Annotated in this window: 17 protein-coding genes and 3 pseudogenes; 13 read left to right on the top strand and 7 right to left on the bottom strand. The window is 60.7% G+C overall.

From position 1 onward, the window contains the following. Window positions 1–5: 5 nt before the first annotated feature. Both gatC and WGT02_RS09915 read right to left on the bottom strand, forming a co-directional pair. On the bottom strand, window positions 6–293 hold the full coding sequence (gatC, locus tag WGT02_RS09920) for an Asp-tRNA(Asn)/Glu-tRNA(Gln) amidotransferase subunit GatC (RefSeq protein WP_024314681.1): 288 nt from the start codon (window positions 291–293) through the stop codon (window positions 6–8). A gap of 124 nt (window positions 294–417) precedes the next feature. After that, window positions 418–1122: a metal-dependent hydrolase gene (locus WGT02_RS09915; RefSeq protein WP_024314682.1), complete on the bottom strand. Its 705-nt coding sequence runs from the start codon at window positions 1120–1122 to the stop codon at window positions 418–420. A gap of 118 nt (window positions 1123–1240) precedes the next feature. Between WGT02_RS09915 and ruvX the strand changes: the two genes are divergently transcribed. Further along, window positions 1241–1735, top strand: a complete 495-nt coding sequence (ruvX, locus tag WGT02_RS09910) for a Holliday junction resolvase RuvX (RefSeq protein ID WP_208248127.1) — start codon at window positions 1241–1243, stop codon at window positions 1733–1735. On the opposite strand, the gene WGT02_RS09905 is transcribed toward ruvX, so the two are convergent. The 4 genes from WGT02_RS09905 to WGT02_RS09890 all read right to left on the bottom strand — a co-directional run bounded on the left by WGT02_RS09905 (window position 1672) and on the right by WGT02_RS09890 (window position 5376). Continuing rightward, window positions 1672–2004: a DUF6105 family protein gene (locus WGT02_RS09905; protein ID WP_024314684.1), complete on the bottom strand. Its 333-nt coding sequence runs from the start codon at window positions 2002–2004 to the stop codon at window positions 1672–1674. The two genes, ruvX and WGT02_RS09905, sit on opposite strands and share 64 nt — an antisense overlap. A 292-nt stretch (window positions 2005–2296) precedes the next feature. After that, window positions 2297–2959, bottom strand: a complete 663-nt coding sequence (locus tag WGT02_RS09900; RefSeq protein WP_208248129.1) for a TetR/AcrR family transcriptional regulator — start codon at window positions 2957–2959, stop codon at window positions 2297–2299. Between the two features lie 150 nt (window positions 2960–3109). Next, a complete protein-coding gene (locus tag WGT02_RS09895) occupies window positions 3110–3727 on the bottom strand; it encodes an N-acetyltransferase (protein ID WP_024314687.1) in 618 nt (205 codons plus the stop codon). Continuing rightward, window positions 3727–5376, bottom strand: coding sequence for an acyl-CoA dehydrogenase family protein (locus WGT02_RS09890; RefSeq protein WP_208248131.1), 1650 nt, complete (start codon window positions 5374–5376; stop codon window positions 3727–3729). The genes WGT02_RS09895 and WGT02_RS09890 overlap by 1 nt, the downstream gene beginning before the upstream one ends. A gap of 179 nt (window positions 5377–5555) precedes the next feature. Here WGT02_RS09890 and WGT02_RS09885 point away from each other — a divergent pair, with 179 nt between their 5' ends. The 7 genes and pseudogenes from WGT02_RS09885 to WGT02_RS09855 all read left to right on the top strand — a co-directional run. Then, entirely contained in the window at window positions 5556–6512 is a 957-nt protein-coding gene (locus WGT02_RS09885; protein ID WP_024314689.1) for an aspartate carbamoyltransferase catalytic subunit, read from the top strand. Continuing rightward, window positions 6509–7798: a dihydroorotase gene (locus tag WGT02_RS09880; RefSeq protein ID WP_024314690.1), complete on the top strand. Its 1290-nt coding sequence runs from the start codon at window positions 6509–6511 to the stop codon at window positions 7796–7798. Before WGT02_RS09885 ends, WGT02_RS09880 begins: the two co-directional genes overlap by 4 nt. 20 nt (window positions 7799–7818) lie before the next feature. Further along, complete coding sequence (gene plsY, locus WGT02_RS09875; protein WP_208248134.1) at window positions 7819–8439, top strand: glycerol-3-phosphate 1-O-acyltransferase PlsY; 621 nt, start codon at window positions 7819–7821, stop codon at window positions 8437–8439. A 107-nt stretch (window positions 8440–8546) separates the two neighbouring features. Next, window positions 8547–8665: pseudogene (locus tag WGT02_RS09870) on the top strand (hypothetical protein). Window positions 8666–8736: 71 nt separating this feature from the next. Further along, on the top strand, window positions 8737–9024 hold the full coding sequence (locus WGT02_RS09865; protein ID WP_375679384.1) for a hypothetical protein: 288 nt from the start codon (window positions 8737–8739) through the stop codon (window positions 9022–9024). Further along, window positions 8924–9235, top strand: a pseudogene (locus WGT02_RS09860) (DNA-processing protein DprA); the annotation flags it as partial. The gene WGT02_RS09865 and the pseudogene WGT02_RS09860, both read left to right, overlap by 101 nt. Before the next feature lie 159 nt (window positions 9236–9394). After that, window positions 9395–9575, top strand: a pseudogene (locus WGT02_RS09855) (DNA-protecting protein DprA); the annotation flags it as partial. Between the two features lie 5 nt (window positions 9576–9580). On the opposite strand, the gene WGT02_RS09850 reads toward WGT02_RS09855, so the two are convergent. Beyond that, window positions 9581–9760: a hypothetical protein gene (locus tag WGT02_RS09850; RefSeq protein ID WP_024314694.1), complete on the bottom strand. Its 180-nt coding sequence runs from the start codon at window positions 9758–9760 to the stop codon at window positions 9581–9583. A gap of 257 nt (window positions 9761–10017) precedes the next feature. Here WGT02_RS09850 and topA point away from each other — a divergent pair, with 257 nt between their 5' ends. From topA to rpmG, 5 genes are all read left to right on the top strand, one after another. Continuing rightward, entirely contained in the window at window positions 10018–12663 is a 2646-nt protein-coding gene (gene topA / locus WGT02_RS09845) for a type I DNA topoisomerase (protein ID WP_024314695.1), read from the top strand. Window positions 12664–12665: 2 nt separating this feature from the next. Next, window positions 12666–15038, top strand: a complete 2373-nt coding sequence (rnr, locus tag WGT02_RS09840) for a ribonuclease R (RefSeq protein ID WP_208248137.1) — start codon at window positions 12666–12668, stop codon at window positions 15036–15038. 32 nt (window positions 15039–15070) lie between these two features. After that, window positions 15071–15526, top strand: a complete 456-nt coding sequence (locus WGT02_RS09835; RefSeq protein WP_024314697.1) for a DUF983 domain-containing protein — start codon at window positions 15071–15073, stop codon at window positions 15524–15526. A gap of 258 nt (window positions 15527–15784) precedes the next feature. Beyond that, window positions 15785–16972 (top strand): MFS transporter, encoded by a 1188-nt coding sequence (locus WGT02_RS09830; RefSeq protein ID WP_208248140.1) that lies wholly within the window; start codon window positions 15785–15787, stop codon window positions 16970–16972. 93 nt (window positions 16973–17065) lie between these two features. After that, window positions 17066–17233, top strand: a complete 168-nt coding sequence (gene rpmG / locus WGT02_RS09825) for a 50S ribosomal protein L33 (RefSeq protein WP_003587245.1) — start codon at window positions 17066–17068, stop codon at window positions 17231–17233. Window positions 17234–17320 lie beyond the last annotated feature (87 nt).

Raw genomic sequence — 17320 nt, 5'->3', positions numbered from 1 at the left:
ACGCCTTATTCGACGACTTTGGGCACCAGGAAGAAATTCTGATCGGTGACAGGCGCGTTGGAAACGATGTCGGCCGCCTTGTTGCCGTCAGTCACATCATCCGTGCGCTTCTTCATCTCCATCGGCGTGACCGACGTCATCGGCTCGACGCCTTCGACGTCGACCTCGGAGAGCTGCTCGACGAAGCCGAGGATACCATTCAACTCGCCCACCATGCGGTTTGCCTCTTCTTCGGAGACCGCAATACGGGCAAGGCGCGCTACGCGCTTAACGGTGGCAAAGTCGACGGACATGGTATTCTCCGGATAGGATTTTCCTACCCGCTATAAAGAGCATGCCCGCTGTGCGCAACGGGCATGCTCTTTTGAGTGCATAGAATTCCCTCTCTGAAATCGACGCGATTTCAGTAGACCTCGACTAGAAGGAAAGGCTCTCGCCCGGCCTCGGCGCATTCACCGCCGTCTTCGATCCTTCCATGCCGGAGACGAACTTCTCCGGCGTCTGGTCAATGATCGGGAAGGTACCATAGTGGCAGGGCATGGCGGTCTTGAAGTTGAAGTAGCGCTGGCAGGCAAGCGCCGCCACGGCGCCGCCCATGGTGAAGCGATCGCCGACCGGCACGAGAGCGATCTCAGGCTGGTGCAACTCGTTGATCAGCGCCATGTCGGAGAAGATGTCGGTATCGCCCATGGCGAGAATCGAGGCTTCCTCATCGAAGTGCAGCATCAAACCGTTGGCATTGCCGAGCGCATGGGAGACGCCGTCTTCGGTGATCTGCGCCGAGGAATGCAGCGCGTTGGTGAAGGTCGCTGAAAAACCGTCGAACGAAATCGTGCCGCCGGTATTGCCCGCCTCGATCCTCGACAAGCCTTTCGAGCCCAGCCAAGCGGCGAGATCGGCGTTGGCGAGAACGACCGCACCTGAGGCCTTGGCAAGCGCAACCGTATCGCCGACATGATCTCCGTGACCATGCGTGAGCAGGATATGTGTGATGCCGTTTGCGACGTCCTTTGCATCCTGCCCGGCAAAGGACGGATTGTGGGTGAGGAACGGATCCAGCAGGATTTTAGCCTTTCCGATCTCGATGCGGAATGCGGAATGACCAAGCCAAGTGATCTTCATGAAATTTCTCCTTCTATTATCGGATGCAAAAGCCTGCTTTGCTCGTTATGGACATATCCGATGCGGTCGCAAAGAAAAGCGTTACCGCTTCAATTTCTTTTGACGGGATGAAACCACGATGACAGTGCTGACGATCGAGGAACTGGCAACTGTGCTGCAGCCGGGACAGGCGATTGCGGGGCTTGATCTCGGCACGAAAACGATCGGGCTTTCGATGTCCGATCTTGGCCGACGGTTTGCCACGCCGAGGCCCGTCATCAAGCGCGAAAAATTCACGATCGATGCGGTAACGCTTCTGAAGTTTGTTGCAAAGGAGAAGGTTGCGGCCTTCGTGATCGGCCTGCCGATGAACATGGATGGATCGGCCGGGCCGCGTGTCCAGGCAACGCGCGCCTTCGTGCGCAACATTGAGCAGAAGACCGATTTGCCCTTCGTCTATTGGGACGAACGGCTGTCGACGGTCGCCGCCGAGCGGGCACTGCTGGAGATGGACGTATCGCGCAGCAAGCGTGCCGAGCGCATCGACTCGGCTGCGGCAAGCTTCATTCTTCAGGGAGCGCTGGACAGACTGTCCTTGCTCGCCAGAGCGGCATCGGACGACTTGGACGCCTGACGAGCACGCCACCAAGCACCGATCGCCTTGCGCCGGCGGAAGGCGATGATGGCGAACACGACAAGGCTGTCGACAACGATCGCACGGGCGACCAGCGGCGGAATGGTTTCCGGCGGAATGCCAAGGATCTTTCCGTAGATCTCAAACGTGAGGTCGTGAACCTGCCGGCTCAGCATGAAGATGCCGAAATTCATGTCGTAGTAAGAAAGCCAATACCATCCCGCCAGGAAGACGATGGGACCGGCCCAGAAGATCAGAAACCACTTCATGCGGTCGTCTCTCGTTCTCTGCGAATGGACGGTCCCTCGAACGAAACCAGCCATATCGACAATGCCATGGAACCTAGAACCAGCGCGGGCACAGCAATATCCAGCGCAAGCACAGCGAAAAACATGATCGCGGCAACAAGAAACGCGGCTCTCGCGATTTTGGTTCCCATGGTTCCAGACACCAAGCATTTTGGACTGCCCTGCAACCTGACTTCTTAACCCGGAGCGCGCAACGTAAACCATTTGTTAAGGTTAACGGGCATCCGACTGCCTGTGGAAAGCTGTTTGCGCTTCAGCCGTAAACGCCGCGAACGATGCGTTTCAGGGCGGTCGCGGCCTTCTCCCAGTCCTTCGGCGTCTTCAACGCCAGGCCAGCGCACTGACCGCCCGCGGATGCGGACAGCACGAGATGTTGGATGGCTGCAATCAGAATCGCATTGACGGCCACGACGTCGACGCCCTTCGGCGGCGTCAGCGATCCACGCATGCGGTCGAGCCAGTTTGCCAAGGCCTTCGACCGCGCTTCGGAAAGCCGCCTCACCTGCTCGGTGTTCTCGGAGACTTCCCAGGCAACGATACGACGAACAAGCGGATCGTCCCGCAAGGCCTCGAGGAACAGGAGTGACAGGCGCTCCATCAAATCCCCGTAGGTCAGGAGGAACATGCCGCCGGTGTCTTCGGGAATGCGATCCTTGACCCAGGTGCCGAGATCAGCGCCGATCGCTTCCACCAAGCCGTTCAGGCCGCCGTAGTAGCGGTAGATCAACTGCTTGTCGCATCCTGCGCGGCGGGCAACTGCGTTGATCCCGAAATTCTGGAACCCCTCCTCCGCCAGCAGCGACTTGGCTGCCTTCAGGATCGCCTTTTCGGTCGCCCCGCGGTCGCGGATACGCTTTTCGGGTTCGACACGCATTGCCTCAGCAACGGGCGCTAGCACCATGGAATCATTGAGCATCAGGGATTCGGTCCGGTTGTCACTCTGCGGTGAGTAGCAACACCGCTGCGAACCGGCAACGGAGACATCTTCGAAAGATTGTGGACAATCGGCCAAAGACGGAACAATTACAACGATGTCACCATGCGGGGATGGCTTTGCAACAGGCTGTTACAGTCGCTGCCCGAACCAGGCGGTCGGGTCGGAAGGATCGACCAATGGCGGCTCGATTCGACTAAATCCGCGGGAGCCCCAGAAGCGTAGGGCGCCATGATTGTTCGCATTCGCGCCGAGGTGGACTGCCTCGACAGCAGCCTGTCGTGCATTCGTCAGCCAGCGGTCGAAAAGCTTGGTGCCCATCCCCTGCCCCTGTAGGCGAGGCAGGAGGTTCATGTGGATATGGGCGGGAAAGGCTTCGACGAGCGTCGCGGGCACACGAGACGGGCGATGGATCGCGGCGATGTGCTTCTGATCCGCGTCCCAGCTGGCCGGATCGCCCTGCGGATCGGCGTACGTCTCTCGCAGCGCCGGCCACCAATCGCGTTCAAGCCGTTCCTCGAAAAAAACCGTATCGAAGACGCCGACGATATAGCCTGCCACACCCTCAAAATCCTCTGCCACAAAAGCCGTTTCGGGGCTGAGCTCAATGTAGGGCGCTGAGTAGATGTGGCCGATCAGCTTGCCGTCGTGATGCAATTGGGACGCGTCGCCGCCGGCATCGCCGGTCAGGAGAGAGATTGCGTAAATCTGTTCCAGATCTTCGGCACGGACAGGACGCAGCGTTGTCATCAGTTTGCCGGTGGATAGAGAAGATCGACGATGTAGCTGGCGTCGAAGCGCGAATCGAGCATGCCGTAGGTGGAGCGCCAACCGCTCGCGAGACGGGTCTCGATGAAGGCATCGGCGATCCGCCCTGCTCCGAGGCGATAAAGTTCGGCTGCGCCGGCGGCAAGCGCCAACTGCTCGACCAGAAGCCGGGCTGCGCCCTCGTCACGCTCGCACAGCGCCATGGCGGCCCGCAGAACGTCGATTGTCTTCTTGCCGGCCGGTCCGAGATCCCGCGCGAGCCCAGCAAAGACCGTTTCGAAGAGATCCTTGCCGCGGTTCAGGATGCGCAGCACGTCGAGCGCCATCACATTGCCGGAGCCTTCCCAGATCGCGTTGACCGGCGCTTCGCGATAATGACGGGCGATCGGACGCTCCTCGATGTAGCCGCTGCCGCCGATGCACTCCATCGCTTCGTAGATCAATGCGGGCGCTATCTTGCAGCACCAGTATTTCGCAACCGGCGTCATGACGCGGGCGTAGGCCGCCTCTTCGGCGCTAGCGCGTGCTCTGTCGAATGCGTCGGCAAGTCGGAAGGACAGCGCCGTCGCGGCGGCCACATCGAGCGCCATGTCGGCCAAGACGCGCGTCATGATCGGTTGGTTGACCAGCATCTTGCCGAAAACGCTGCGTCCGCGGGTGTGGTGGACAGCCTCGGCGAGCGAGGCGCGCATGATGCCTGACGATGCCAGCGCGCAGTCGAGACGCGTCAACGTCACCATGTCGAGGATGGTTCGGATGCCGCCATCGGGCGTGCCGAGCAGGAAGCCGAAGGTATCGTTGAACTCGACTTCGGAAGAGGCATTGGAACGGTTGCCGACCTTGTCCTTCAGGCGCTGGAAGTGCAGGCCGTTCGCAGAGCCATCTTCCAGCAGCCGTGGAACCAGGAAGCAGCCCATCCCATCCTTCGTCTGCGCCAGCATCACGAAGGCGTCGCTCATCGGAGCCGACATGAACCATTTGTGGCCGGACAGGCGATAGATGCCTTCGCTGACCTTTTCCGCCGCCGTCTTGTTTGCGCGTACGTCGGTGCCGCCTTGCTTCTCCGTCATGCCCATGCCGATCGTCACGGCAGATTTCTGCATGGCCGGCTTGTTCGTGGAATCATACTTGCGTGACAGGATCTTCGGCGCCCAGTCCTTCTGCACGGCCGGCGACGCGGAAAGGGCAGCAACCGAGGCGCTCGTCATCGTCAGCGGGCAAAGATGGCCAGATTCGAGCTGCGCCGTCAGATAGAAGCGCGCCGCCCTGATCTTGTGTGCCTGGTTTTTCGCCTCGGTATCCGCCTGCGGATCCCAGACCGACGAGTGAAGCCCCGATGACATCGAACGGCGCATCAGCGCATGCCAGGCGGGATGGAACTCGACGACATCCAGCCGCTCGCCGCGCGGACCATGCGTGCGCAGCTGCGGCGTGCCCTGATTTGCCATGCGCGCCAGTTCCTGCGCCTCCGGCGAAGTCACATAGCGGCCCATATTGTCGAGATCATCGCGGATCCCGCGCGGCAACGTGCCGGTCAGGTCAACGATCAGCGGATCGGACCTGTAGGCATTGATACCGGACCACAGGCTCGGTTGGTTGAGTTCGGCAAGTTTCTCTTCGGCGGGCGTCATGAATCGCTTCTAGTGCAAGAGGCAGGCAAAGGGAAACCGGAAGTTATAATTTCCCTATCTCTGCAATAGTTGAATTCGGGCAAAATTGCAGGGGGAGACAGGCCTTTCCCACAGCGCAAGCTTGCCGCCGCCCGGCTCACTCTTTATAGACCCCGCAGACGACAGCAAGAGGCAGGTTCATGGTCTTCTTTCCCCACCGCCACCTCATCGGTATCAAAGGGCTCACAGAGCAGGATATCACCTTTCTTCTCGACAAGGCCGACGAGGCCGTCAAGATCAGCCGGCAGCGAGAGAAGAAGACGTCGACGCTCCGCGGCCTCACGCAGATCAACCTTTTCTTCGAAGCCTCGACGCGCACTCAATCGTCCTTCGAGCTCGCCGGAAAACGCCTCGGCGCCGACGTGATGAACATGTCAGTCGGCAATTCTTCGGTGAAGAAGGGCGAGACGCTGATCGATACGGCGATGACGCTGAACGCAATGCGGCCCGATGTGCTGGTTATACGCCATTCCAGCGCCGGTGCCGCCGCCCTGCTTGCCCAGAAGGTTTCCTGCTCGGTGGTCAACGCCGGTGACGGTCAGCACGAGCATCCGACGCAGGCGCTGCTAGACGCGCTGACGATCCGCCGCGCCAAGGGCAAGCTGTCGCGCATCATCGTCGCCATCTGCGGCGACGTTCTGCATTCGCGCGTCGCGCGTTCGAATATCCTACTGCTGAACGCAATGGGCGCACGCGTGCGCGTCGTTGCTCCGGCAACGCTTCTTCCCGCTGGCATTACCGATATGGGCGTCGAGGTCTTCCATTCCATGAAGGAAGGTCTGAAGGGCGCCGATGTGGTGATGATGCTGCGCCTGCAGCGCGAACGCATGTCCGGTGCCTTCGTGCCGTCGGTGCGCGAATACTATCACTTCTACGGGCTAGACACGGAGACGCTGAGGGCGGCGAAGGAAGACGCCCTGGTCATGCACCCCGGACCGATGAACCGTGGCGTCGAGATCTCCTCGGAGGTCGCGGACGGGCCGCAGAGCGTGATCGCAGAACAGGTGGAAATGGGGGTTGCTGTGCGCATGGCTGTGATGGAGACGCTGCTTGTGTCGCAAAATCAGGGTCCTCGCACCGAAGGAGCCGGTGCATGAGAAACTCGATCGTCCTCAAGAACGTTCGCATCCTCGATCCGTCGCGCGATCTCGACGAAGTCGGCACCATCATCGTCAAGGACGGCGTGATCGTCGCAGCCGGCGCGGATGCGCAGAACCAGGGCACGCCTGCTGGCGCCGAAGTGCGCGATTGCACCGGCCTCGTCGCCGCGCCGGGCCTCGTCGATGCGCGCGTCCATATCGGCGAACCCGGAGCTGAGCATCGCGAAACGATCGCTTCGGCGAGCCGTGCGGCAGCGGCCGGCGGCGTCACCTCGATCATCATGATGCCGGATACCGATCCTGTCATCGACGACATCGCGCTGGTCGAGTTCGTCAAGAAGACCGCGAAGGACAAGTCGCTGGTCAACGTTTATCCGGCAGCGGCGATCACCAAGCATCTTGCCGGCGAGGAAATGACCGAGATCGGCCTGCTGATGGAAGCGGGCGCTGTTGCCTTCACCGATGGTCGCTCGAGCGTGCACGACACACAGGTCCTGCGCCGGGTCATGACTTATGCGCGCGAATTCGGCGCCGTAATCTCCTGCGAGACGCGCGACAAATATCTCGGCGCCACCGGCGTGATGCATGAGGGACTGTTTGCCAGCTGGCTCGGCCTCGGCGGCATCCCGAAGGAAGCCGAACTCATTCCGCTCGAGCGCGATCTGCGTATCGCCAAGCTGACACGTGGCAACTACCACGCGGCGATGATCTCCGTCCCGGAATCGGTCGAGGCGATCGAACTTGCCAAGGTTCGCGGCGCCACCGTGACCTGCGGCATCTCGATCAACAATCTGTCGCTCAACGAAAACGATATCGGCGAGTACCGCACCTTCTTCAAGCTCTACCCGCCGCTGCGCTCCGAAGGCGATCGCGTAGCGATGGTGGATGCACTGGCACGCGGTGCGATCGATATCATCGTGTCCTCGCACGATCCGCAGGATGTCGACACGAAGCGTCTGCCCTTCGGCGAAGCTGCAGATGGCGCCGTCGGCCTCGAAACGATGCTCGCTGCGGCGCTCCGCCTGCATCACAGCGGTCAGGTGAGCCTGATGCGCCTTATCGATGCGATGTCGACGCGACCGGCGCGGATTTTCGGCCTCGAGGCCGGCACGCTGAAGCCGGGCGCGAAGGCGGATATTACGCTGATCGATCTCGATGACCCTTGGCTTGTTTCGAAGGACATGCTTCTTTCCCGCTCGAAGAATACGCCGTTCGAAGACGCGCGCTTCAGCGGACGCGCTGTTGCGACCTACGTCGCCGGACAGTGCGTGTATACGATATAAAAAGACCACCGGAGGGGAACATGGTCTCGGATCTCATGACGTGGCAGATCACGCTGCCGATCGCATTGGCGGCTGCCGCCATCGGCTACCTGCTCGGCTCCATCCCGTTCGGCCTGATCCTGACAAAGGCCGCCGGTCTCGGTGATCTGCGCAGCATTGGATCCGGCAATATCGGCGCGACCAACGTGCTCAGAACCGGCAATAAGAAGCTTGCCGCGGCAACGCTTCTCCTCGATGCGCTGAAGGCATCCGCAGCGGCCTGGATCGTCGGTTACTTCCTGGGCGACGAAGCAGCGCTGATCGCCGGCTTCTTCGCCTTCATCGGTCACCTCTTCCCGGTCTGGATCGGCTTTAAGGGCGGCAAGGGTGTTGCCACCTATATCGGCACGCTGCTCGGCGTCGCCCCAATCATGGTTCTGGCCTTTGCCGCGGTCTGGTTGGCAGTCGCCTTCACGACGCGCTATTCGTCGCTTTCCGCACTGGTTGCAATGCTTGTCGTTCCGGCTGCATTGTGGATACTTGGCGCCGAGAAGGTTGCAGCTGTCATGACCATCATGACCGTCATCTCCTACTGGAAGCACAAGACCAACATCTCCCGCCTGATAAGCGGGACGGAAAGCAAGATCGGGGCGAAGGGATAGGATGGACGCTCGCAGCGCACCGCCAAAGGGAATTGCGCTGACGAAAGCGGCAACGCATCGCCTGGCTGCGTCTTATCCGCTCCGACAATGTCGGGCCCGCGACCTTCGTGACCTTATCAATCATTTCGGATCCGCCGAGACTACCCTGGCCGCGCTCCCCGAGCTTTCTGCACGTGGTGGGGCGACGCGGGCGATCCGGATAGCGCGACGGAGAACGAACGCATAAGGAGCTGGAGGCAGCCCGACGCTTTTGGCGCCCGGTTTGTCGGTATCGGCGAGCCGGAGTACCCGCAGGCGTTGAAGCAAGTCGACGGTGCTCCGCCATTGCTCGCCGTCAAAGGCAATCTTTTTGTTTCCTCGCAGCCGGCAGTCGGATTTGTCGGCTCCCGCAACGCCTCCATCAGTGGAGCGAAGTTCGCCGCCACGATTGCGCGCCAGTGCGGCCCAGGCAGGCTATGTGGTTGTCTCCGGTCTTGCGCGCGGCATCGATACGGCAACGCATCACGCAAGCCTCGAAACCGGAACTGTGGCCGCCATGGCCGGAGGTTTGTCAGCCTGCCCGCCGGAGAACGCCGGTCTGCTTGACGAAATCTGGAATGGCAACGGACTTGCCATCAGCGAAATGCCGTTCGGCTGAGAACCACGCGCACGCGACTTTCCGCGCCGAAACCGGCTGATCGCCGGCGTTTCGCTCGGCGTCGTCGCTGTCGAAGCGGCAATGCGCCTGGGCTCACTTATCATGGCAAGGCTTGCCGGCGAGTTCAGCAGGCCGGTGTTCGCGGTGCCGGGTTCGCCGCTCGACCGGCGTTGTCACAGCACCAACGAATTGCTGAAAGATGGAGCAATGATATTCACCACTCCGGGTGATCTCACCGAAGCTTTGGCACCCCTCTCGCAGATCGATCGCTCCTCAGCGCCCGTCGCGGCGCGAGGGCGGTCGTTCGATACTGCCGCCGGTGACCCCGATCGCTCGCTCATCGTCGATGCGCTCGGCCCGACGTCTGTTGAGGTCGACGACGTCATCCGTCACACCAGTTTGCCGGCGCCTTCGGTCTATCTTGCCCTGCTGGAGCTGACTATCGCCGGATGACTATCGCCATCAAGGCGGCTTCGTCTCGCTTGCAATGGGCGACTGAGGTTCCTACATCGAGGCCTGCAAATCGCCGGCCTCCACATTGGCCATTTCGATCAGATAGCACAGCATATCGGCGTTCTCGTCTTCCGCCACCCGCCGCAACTCAGCAAGCATCTGCCTGATGGAAGCGATGTTCTCATGCGAGCCGGATCGTCCGGTATCTTTCTTTGCGAACTTGGCCGCCATGGGATAGTCTCTGAGGAAAGAGAAATGCTGCCTTTCGGCGGGCCCGAACCACACTTCAAAAACGATACTTCAATTATCCGAAATTGCAATACGTTGACTATCTCGTATTGGTTGCATCACGTCGTAATGCGTAAAAATGAAGTCAAAACACTTGACCGAAACGATTTCCCTGTCCATGTCGAAGAACCGGTTATCTTGGCATGGCAGGGATTCCATCTGCTTATCCGCCGGTTTGGCGCATTTTTTAGAGAATCATGATGAATGTTGTAGTGGTGGAATCGCCTGCCAAGGCAAAGACGATCAACAAGTATCTGGGGCCCGGATACAAGGTGCTCGCCTCCTTCGGCCATGTCCGCGATCTGCCTGCCAAGGACGGCTCGGTTCTTCCCGACCAGGATTTCGAGATGTTGTGGGAGGTCGATGGTGCGTCAGCCAAGCGGATCAAGGACATCGCCGATGCGGTGAAGTCTTCCGACGGCCTGTTCCTTGCAACCGACCCGGATCGCGAGGGTGAAGCGATTTCCTGGCACGTCCTCGACATGCTGAACAAAAAGCGCGTCCTGAACGGCAAAACGGTGAAGCGGGTCGTTTTCAACGCGATCACCAAGAAAGCCGTCCTCGATGCGATGGCCGAACCGCGCGACATCGACGTACCGCTGGTTGATGCCTATCTGGCTCGCCGCGCCCTCGATTACCTCGTCGGCTTCAACCTTTCCCCAGTTCTTTGGCGCAAGCTTCCGGGCGCGCGTTCGGCGGGCCGTGTGCAGTCGGTGGCGCTTCGCCTGGTTTGCGATCGCGAATCCGAAATCGAGCGCTTCATCTCGGAAGAATACTGGAACCTTTCGGCCCTGTTGAAGACGCCGCGGGGCGACGAATTCGAGGCAAAGCTGGTTGCAGCGAATGGCAAGCGGTTGCAGGCTCGCTCGATCGCAAACGGCGAGGAAGCCGGCACACTGAAGGCGCTTCTCGAAGGTGCCACGTATGTCGTCGATACGGTGGAAGCGAAACCGGTCAAGCGCAACCCGGGACCACCCTTCACAACGTCCACGCTGCAACAGGCCGCTTCATCGAAGCTCGGCTTTTCGGCGTCCCGCACCATGCAGGTTGCCCAGAAGCTCTATGAGGGGGTCGACATCGGTGGCGAGACGGTCGGTCTGATCACCTATATGCGTACGGACGGTGTGCAGATGGCGCCCGAAGCCATTGATGCGGCACGGGCTGCCATCGTCGATCAATTCGGCCAACGCTACATGCCGGAAAAGGCGCGCTTCTATTCCACCAAGGCGAAGAACGCCCAGGAAGCCCACGAAGCAATCCGGCCGACCGACTTCAATCGCTCGCCCGATCGAGTGCGTCAGTTCCTCGATGCCGACCAGTTAAGGCTTTACGACCTTGTCTGGAAGCGTGGTATCGCGAGCCAGATGGCCTCCGCGGAGATCGAACGCACGACGGCTGAGATCACCGCCGACAACAACGGCCAGAAGGCCGGTCTGCGCGCTGTCGGCTCCGTCATCCGCTTCGATGGTTTCATCGCCGCCTATACTGACCAGAAGGAGGACGGCGAACAGAGCGACGACGGCGACGAAGATGGTCGCCTGCCCGAGATCAACGCCCGCGAAAACCTCGCGAAGCAGAAGATCAATTCGACCCAACACTTCACCGAGCCGCCGCCGCGCTACTCGGAAGCGTCGCTGATCAAGAAGATGGAAGAGCTCGGCATCGGGCGTCCGTCTACCTACGCCGCGACGCTGGCGACGCTGCGTGACCGGGAATACGTCACCATCGACAAGCGCAAGCTCATTCCGCAGGCGAAGGGCCGGCTGGTGACTGCCTTCCTCGAAAGCTTCTTCACCAAGTACGTCGAGTACGACTTCACGGCAGACCTTGAAGAGAAGCTCGACCGGATCTCGGCGGGTGAACTGAACTGGAAGCAGGTCCTGCGCGATTTCTGGAAGGACTTCTTCTCCCAGATCGAGGACACGAAGGAGCTTCGCGTCACCAACGTTCTCGACTCGCTCAACGAGGCGCTCGCGCCGCTTGTTTTCCCGAAGCGCGAAGATGGCGGGGATCCGCGCATCTGTCAGGTTTGCGGCACCGGCAATCTTTCGCTGAAGCTGGGAAAATACGGCGCCTTCGTCGGCTGCTCGAATTATCCAGAATGCAACTATACCCGTCAGCTTTCGTCCGAAGGCGGTTCGGAAGCCGAAGGCACCGGGCTGAACGAGCCGAAGAATCTCGGCACCGACCCGGTGACCGGCGAGGAATTGACGCTGCGTTCCGGACGCTTCGGCCCCTACATTCAGCGTGGCGACGGCAAGGATGCCAAGCGTGCTTCCCTGCCGAAGGGCTGGAAGCCTGACGATATCGACTACGAAAAGGCAATGGCATTGATTTCGCTGCCACGCGATATCGGCAAGCACCCGGAAACCAGCAAGATGATTTCCTCCGGCATCGGGCGCTATGGACCGTTTCTCCTGCACGATGGCGGCTACGCCAATCTCGAAAGCGTCGAGGACGTGTTCTCAATTGGTCTTAACCGCGCCGTCACCGTGATCGCCGAGAAGGCGAGCAAGGCACCGGGCGGGCGGGCGTCAGCGGCAGCGCTGAAGGAACTCGGCGACCATCCGGATGGCGGCGCAATCACCATTCGCGACGGCAAGTATGGCCCCTATGTGAACTGGGGCAAGGTTAACGCGACGCTGCCGAAGGGCACCGATCCGCAGGCTCTGACAGTCGAGGAAGCGCTCGCGCTGATCGCCGCAAAGGCAGGCAAGGCACCGGCTTCGAAGAGCAAGGCAAAACCGAAGGCGAAGGCCGCGGCGGCCGAAACGAAGACGGCCAAGACCGCCGCCAAGCCGAAGGCGACGAAGGCCAAGGCGCCGGCAAAGACGAAAAAGAGCTGAGAGTGAGCAAAATCCCGCGGGAAAGAATGAAGGGCATGGGCAAGCGCCCGGGCAAGATTGGACACTCCAGCCAGCCACCCGCCGCCGATCCACTGAACATCGCCCATGGCGCGCTGCCCTCCCGTGAGGTTATCCTGCGTTTCATTGCCGATCATCCGCAGAAGGCGTCGAAGCGCGAGTTGGCGAAGGCGTTCGGGCTGAAAGGCGAAAGCCGCGTCGAGCTCAAGCACCTGCTGCGCGAACTGGAGCAGGAAGGCATGCTCCAGAAGACGCGCAAGTCGCTAATCCGGCCGGGAGCCTTGCCGCCCGTCACCGTGCTCGACATCACGACGCGCGACAAGGACGGCGAACTGATCGGCCGGCCGGCGGAGTGGCCCGATGACCAGGGCGTCGCGCCGGCCGTCGCCATCCGCCAATCGACCTCTCCCGCGGGACGCAACGGCAAGGGCAAGGCGCCCGTTGCCGGCATGGGCGATCGCATTCTAGCGAAAATCTTTCCGGCCGCCGACCGCGGCGGACCGGCCTATACCGCGCGTATCATCAAGATCCTCGACAAGCGCCGCACCGCCAGCATGGGCGTCTTCAAGGATGCGCCGGGTGGAGCCGGACGTCTGCTACCGATCGACCGGCGCGGCGAGGAAATGGTCATCGACCCCGACTATAAGGGCGAGGCCAAGGACGGCGATCTCGTCGAGGTCGAAGTTGCACGTCTTTCGCGCTTCGGCCTGCCGCGCGCCAAGGTGCTGTCGATCATCGGTTCCGTCGCATCAGAAAAGGCGATCTCGATGATCGCCATCCATGCGCATGGCATTCCGCACATATTCCCGCCGGCAGTTGTCGCCGAGGCGGATGATGCCAAGCCCGCGACGATGTCGCATCGCGAGGATTGGCGCGATGTCCCACTCATCACCATCGATCCGGCCGACGCGAAAGACCATGACGACGCGGTCTATGCCGAGACCGATCCTTCAGCTGACAATCGCGACGGCGTCATCGTCACCGTCGCCATCGCCGACGTTTCCTATTACGTGCGCCCGAACTCGCCGCTCGACCGCGAGGCCTTGAAGCGTGGCAACTCGGTTTATTTCCCCGACCGGGTTGTGCCGATGCTGCCAGAGCGGATTTCGAATGACCTCTGCTCGCTGAGAGAAGGTCTGGACCGCCCGGCGCTTGCCGTTCGCATGGTGTTTTCGAACGACGGCCGCAAGATCGGCCATACCTTCCATCGCATTATGATGAAGAGTGCGGCAAAGCTCTCCTACCAGCAGGCACAGGCAGCGATCGACGGAAAACCCGACGACAAGACGGGACCGCTTCTTGAACCCATTCTGAAGCCGCTCTGGAATGCCTACAGGCTGATGACGCGCGGGCGCGAACGACGCCAGCCGCTCGAGCTCGACATGCCTGAGCGCAAAATCCTGCTGAAGCCGGATGGCACCGTGGACCGCGTCTTCGTGCCGCCACGCCTCGACGCGCACAAGCTAATCGAAGAAATGATGATCCAAGCAAACGTTTCTGCAGCCGAGACGTTGGAGAAGAAGCGGCAGGTATTGATCTACCGAATTCATGACGGGCCGACGCTCGCCAAGCAGGAAGTGCTGCGTGAGTTTCTGGCGACCCTCGGCATATCGCTCGCCAAGGGCGGCAACATGCGCGCCAACAATTTCAACATGATCCTTGCCAAGGCCGATGATACCCCGCATCAGACGATGGTCAACGAGATGGTGCTGCGCTCGCAGAGCCAGGCAATCTACAGCCCCGAGAACATCGGGCACTTCGGGCTGAACCTGATGAAGTACGCGCACTTCACCTCGCCGATCCGTCGCTATGCGGACCTCATCGTCCATCGTGCGCTGGTCGGCTCGCTCGGCTTCGGCGAAGGCGGCATCACACCCGATGAGGAAGGGGTGCTCGACGACATCGCCGCCGAGATCTCCACCTTCGAGCGGCGAGCCATGGCTGCCGAGCGCGAAACGATAGACCGCCTGATTGCCCATCATCTTGCCGGCCGCATCGGCGAGGAATTCGAAGGACGCGTATCAGGTGTGACGAAATCGGGACTATTTGTCACTCTCCCGGACTATGGAGCGGACGGCTTCGTTCCTATATCTACGCTCGGAACGGACTACTTCATCTACGATGAGGCGCACCAAGCACTGACTGGCGAAAAGACCGGGCTCGGATATCGCCTTGGCGACAGTGTCACGGTCAAGCTTGCAGAAGCCATTCCGCTTGCCGGTGCGCTACGCTTCGAGATGATCAGCGAGGGGCGAAAGATGCCGACCGCTGTACGTTCGTTCCACAAGGCGGGCCGGCGCGACGCAAGCCGCGCGCGCAAAAAGGCCGGAACAAGGCCGCCAAGAGGGCGGCAATAGGCGTGTAGGGACGCCGCGAAAGGAAATGAACCATGACGACCACCTCGAGCGACCAGGCAATCCGTTACGGGGGCAGCGACGAGGTGGAGCGTCCGCTCGGCCGCTCTATCAAGCGCGGCATGCTGAACACCTGCCCCGCATGCGGCAGCGGCAAACTCTTCAAAAGCTTCCTGAAGCCGGTCGACAATTGTGCTGCCTGCGGCGAAGCCATGCACCACCATCGCTCGGACGACCTGCCGCCCTACCTCGCGATCGTGGTCATCGGCCACCTCATCATCGGCGGCTACATGGCAACTGACCTCGTTTGGCCAATGCCCCTCTGGCTCACCTTCGCGATCTGGACGCCCATCACCCTGATCGCCACGCTGCTGATCATCCAGCCGATCAAAGGCGGCGTCATCGGCCTGCAATGGGCGTTGAAGATGCACGGCTTCGGTGGCCAAACCGACGATCATGACGCCTACGAGATACCGGGCCGCAAACGCTAGGCGTACCTGCCCCTTCACCTTCACGACACAATTGACGTGTAGTGGCACGCCCCAACGGCGCTGCGGTTCCGCGGGGCGAAATCTCATGTGTATTCGGTAAGCTTCTTTGACTATACCAATTCAAGTTCATCCAGGTTATTGCCGCCAGCGCGTTTCATCTTGTAAAGCACAGCCGTCATTTGGATTTGGCACAACTGTGCCTTTCTATGGTGCTGCGCGGTGAGCGAACCTGTGCAGCAAGTCTCTAAGGATGCGTATATGTCTCAGCCGCGAAACGGCACAACACCAGGCGATGTCGAAGAAATTCATTGGCCTTCGTTGGTGGCAGCCGTCTCGTCCATCTCCGCTGTCGGCATAGCAATCGGCCTCGGGCTTCCGCTTCTCAGCATCATTCTCGAAAAACGCGGCATTCCCTCGACGCTTATCGGATTGAACACGGCTATGGCCGGGGTTGCCGCGATGGCGGCTGCCCCGATCACCACGAAATTGGCGCACAAGTACGGCGTCGCCCCGACCATGATCTGGGCCGTCGTGATTTCAGCGATCAGCGCGCTCGGCTTCTACTACGCCCAGGACTTCTGGATGTGGTTTCCGCTGCGTTTCGCCTTTCACGGCGCGACAACGACGCTGTTCATCCTATCGGAGTTCTGGATCAACGCCGCCTCGCCGCCTTCCAAGCGCGGCTTCGTGCTCGGTATCTATGCCACTGTCCTCTCGTTCGGGTTTGCAGGCGGGCCGCTCCTCTTTTCGATTCTCGGCAGCGATGGCATCCTGCCGTTTGCTGTCGGCGCAGGCGCCGTTCTGTTGGCCGCCATCCCGATCTATATCGCACGGTACGAAAGCCCGGTTCTCGAAGAGAAGCCGGAGCTGCATTTCATGCGCTACGTCTTCCTGGTCCCGACCGCGACGGCTGCCGTCTTTATCTTCGGGGCCGTTGAAGCCGGTGGCCTAGCGCTGTTCCCAATCTATGCAGTGCGCGCCTCCTTTACCGAATCGCAGGCAGCCCTGCTGCTGACCGTCATGGGAATCGGCAATGTGATCTTCCAGATTCCCGTCGGCCTGTTATCGGACCGCATGAAGGACAAGCGGCCGCTGCTGGCCGCCATGGCATTCATGGGCCTCATCGGCTCCCTGATGCTGCCGGTCCTCGTGCACAGCTGGATTCTGATGGCGACGGTACTCCTTTTCTGGGGAGGGTGTGTCGCGGGGCTCTATACGGTGGGCCTCAGTCACCTGGGTTCGCGCTTGACCGGCTCCGACCTCGCGGCCGCCAACGCGGCCTTTGTGTTTTGTTATGCGGTGGGCACCGTGGCCGGACCGCAGGTGATCGGCGCAGCCATCGACGTTGCCGGCAATGACGGTTTCGCCTGGGCGATCGCCGGATTCTTCGGCCTTTATGCCCTGCTTTCCGCCGTCAGGCTGCTTTTCCTCCGAAAGCGGGCTTGACTTTTCGGGCGGGATTCGTAGTTTCGCGCCAGAATTTGCCGTGGAGCCTATCCGGCCTGCCACGGCTTTCATTTTATTAAAGGCAGGACGACCATGGCCAAGGCTACCACAATCAAGATCAAGCTGCTGTCGACGGCCGACACCGGTTTCTTCTACGTCACGACGAAGAACAGCCGTACGATGACGGACAAGATGACGAAGACCAAGTACGACCCGATTGCAAAGAAGCACGTCGAGTTCAAGGAAACCAAGATCAAGTAATCGCTGGATCTGACGTTTTTCAAGAAGGCGCGCGCCCACCGGCTGCGCGCCTTTTTGTTTGCCGGCTTTGCTGTCTGGTTCGAGGCA

The sequence above is a fragment of the Rhizobium sp. T1470 genome (genome assembly GCF_042140505.1).
Taxonomy (GTDB): domain Bacteria; phylum Pseudomonadota; class Alphaproteobacteria; order Rhizobiales; family Rhizobiaceae; genus Rhizobium; species Rhizobium favelukesii.
The sequence above is the reverse complement of the archived record's forward strand: the minus strand, read 5'-3'. Positions and strand labels throughout refer to the sequence as shown.

Coding starts and splice junctions, on each gene's coding strand:
- ruvX (WP_208248127.1), top strand. CDS start 1,241: ATGACAGTGCTGACGATCGAGGAACTGGCAACTGTGCTGCAGCCGGGA.
- gatC (WP_024314681.1), bottom strand. CDS start 293: ATGTCCGTCGACTTTGCCACCGTTAAGCGCGTAGCGCGCCTTGCCCGT.
- WGT02_RS09905 (WP_024314684.1), bottom strand. CDS start 2,004: ATGAAGTGGTTTCTGATCTTCTGGGCCGGTCCCATCGTCTTCCTGGCG.
- topA (WP_024314695.1), top strand. CDS start 10,018: ATGAATGTTGTAGTGGTGGAATCGCCTGCCAAGGCAAAGACGATCAAC.
- rpmG (WP_003587245.1), top strand. CDS start 17,066: ATGGCCAAGGCTACCACAATCAAGATCAAGCTGCTGTCGACGGCCGAC.
- WGT02_RS09830 (WP_208248140.1), top strand. CDS start 15,785: ATGTCTCAGCCGCGAAACGGCACAACACCAGGCGATGTCGAAGAAATT.
- WGT02_RS09915 (WP_024314682.1), bottom strand. CDS start 1,122: ATGAAGATCACTTGGCTTGGTCATTCCGCATTCCGCATCGAGATCGGA.
- WGT02_RS09885 (WP_024314689.1), top strand. CDS start 5,556: ATGGTCTTCTTTCCCCACCGCCACCTCATCGGTATCAAAGGGCTCACA.
- plsY (WP_208248134.1), top strand. CDS start 7,819: ATGGTCTCGGATCTCATGACGTGGCAGATCACGCTGCCGATCGCATTG.
- WGT02_RS09895 (WP_024314687.1), bottom strand. CDS start 3,727: ATGACAACGCTGCGTCCTGTCCGTGCCGAAGATCTGGAACAGATTTAC.
- WGT02_RS09835 (WP_024314697.1), top strand. CDS start 15,071: ATGACGACCACCTCGAGCGACCAGGCAATCCGTTACGGGGGCAGCGAC.
- WGT02_RS09880 (WP_024314690.1), top strand. CDS start 6,509: ATGAGAAACTCGATCGTCCTCAAGAACGTTCGCATCCTCGATCCGTCG.
- WGT02_RS09900 (WP_208248129.1), bottom strand. CDS start 2,959: ATGCTCAATGATTCCATGGTGCTAGCGCCCGTTGCTGAGGCAATGCGT.
- WGT02_RS09850 (WP_024314694.1), bottom strand. CDS start 9,760: ATGGCGGCCAAGTTCGCAAAGAAAGATACCGGACGATCCGGCTCGCAT.
- WGT02_RS09890 (WP_208248131.1), bottom strand. CDS start 5,376: ATGACGCCCGCCGAAGAGAAACTTGCCGAACTCAACCAACCGAGCCTG.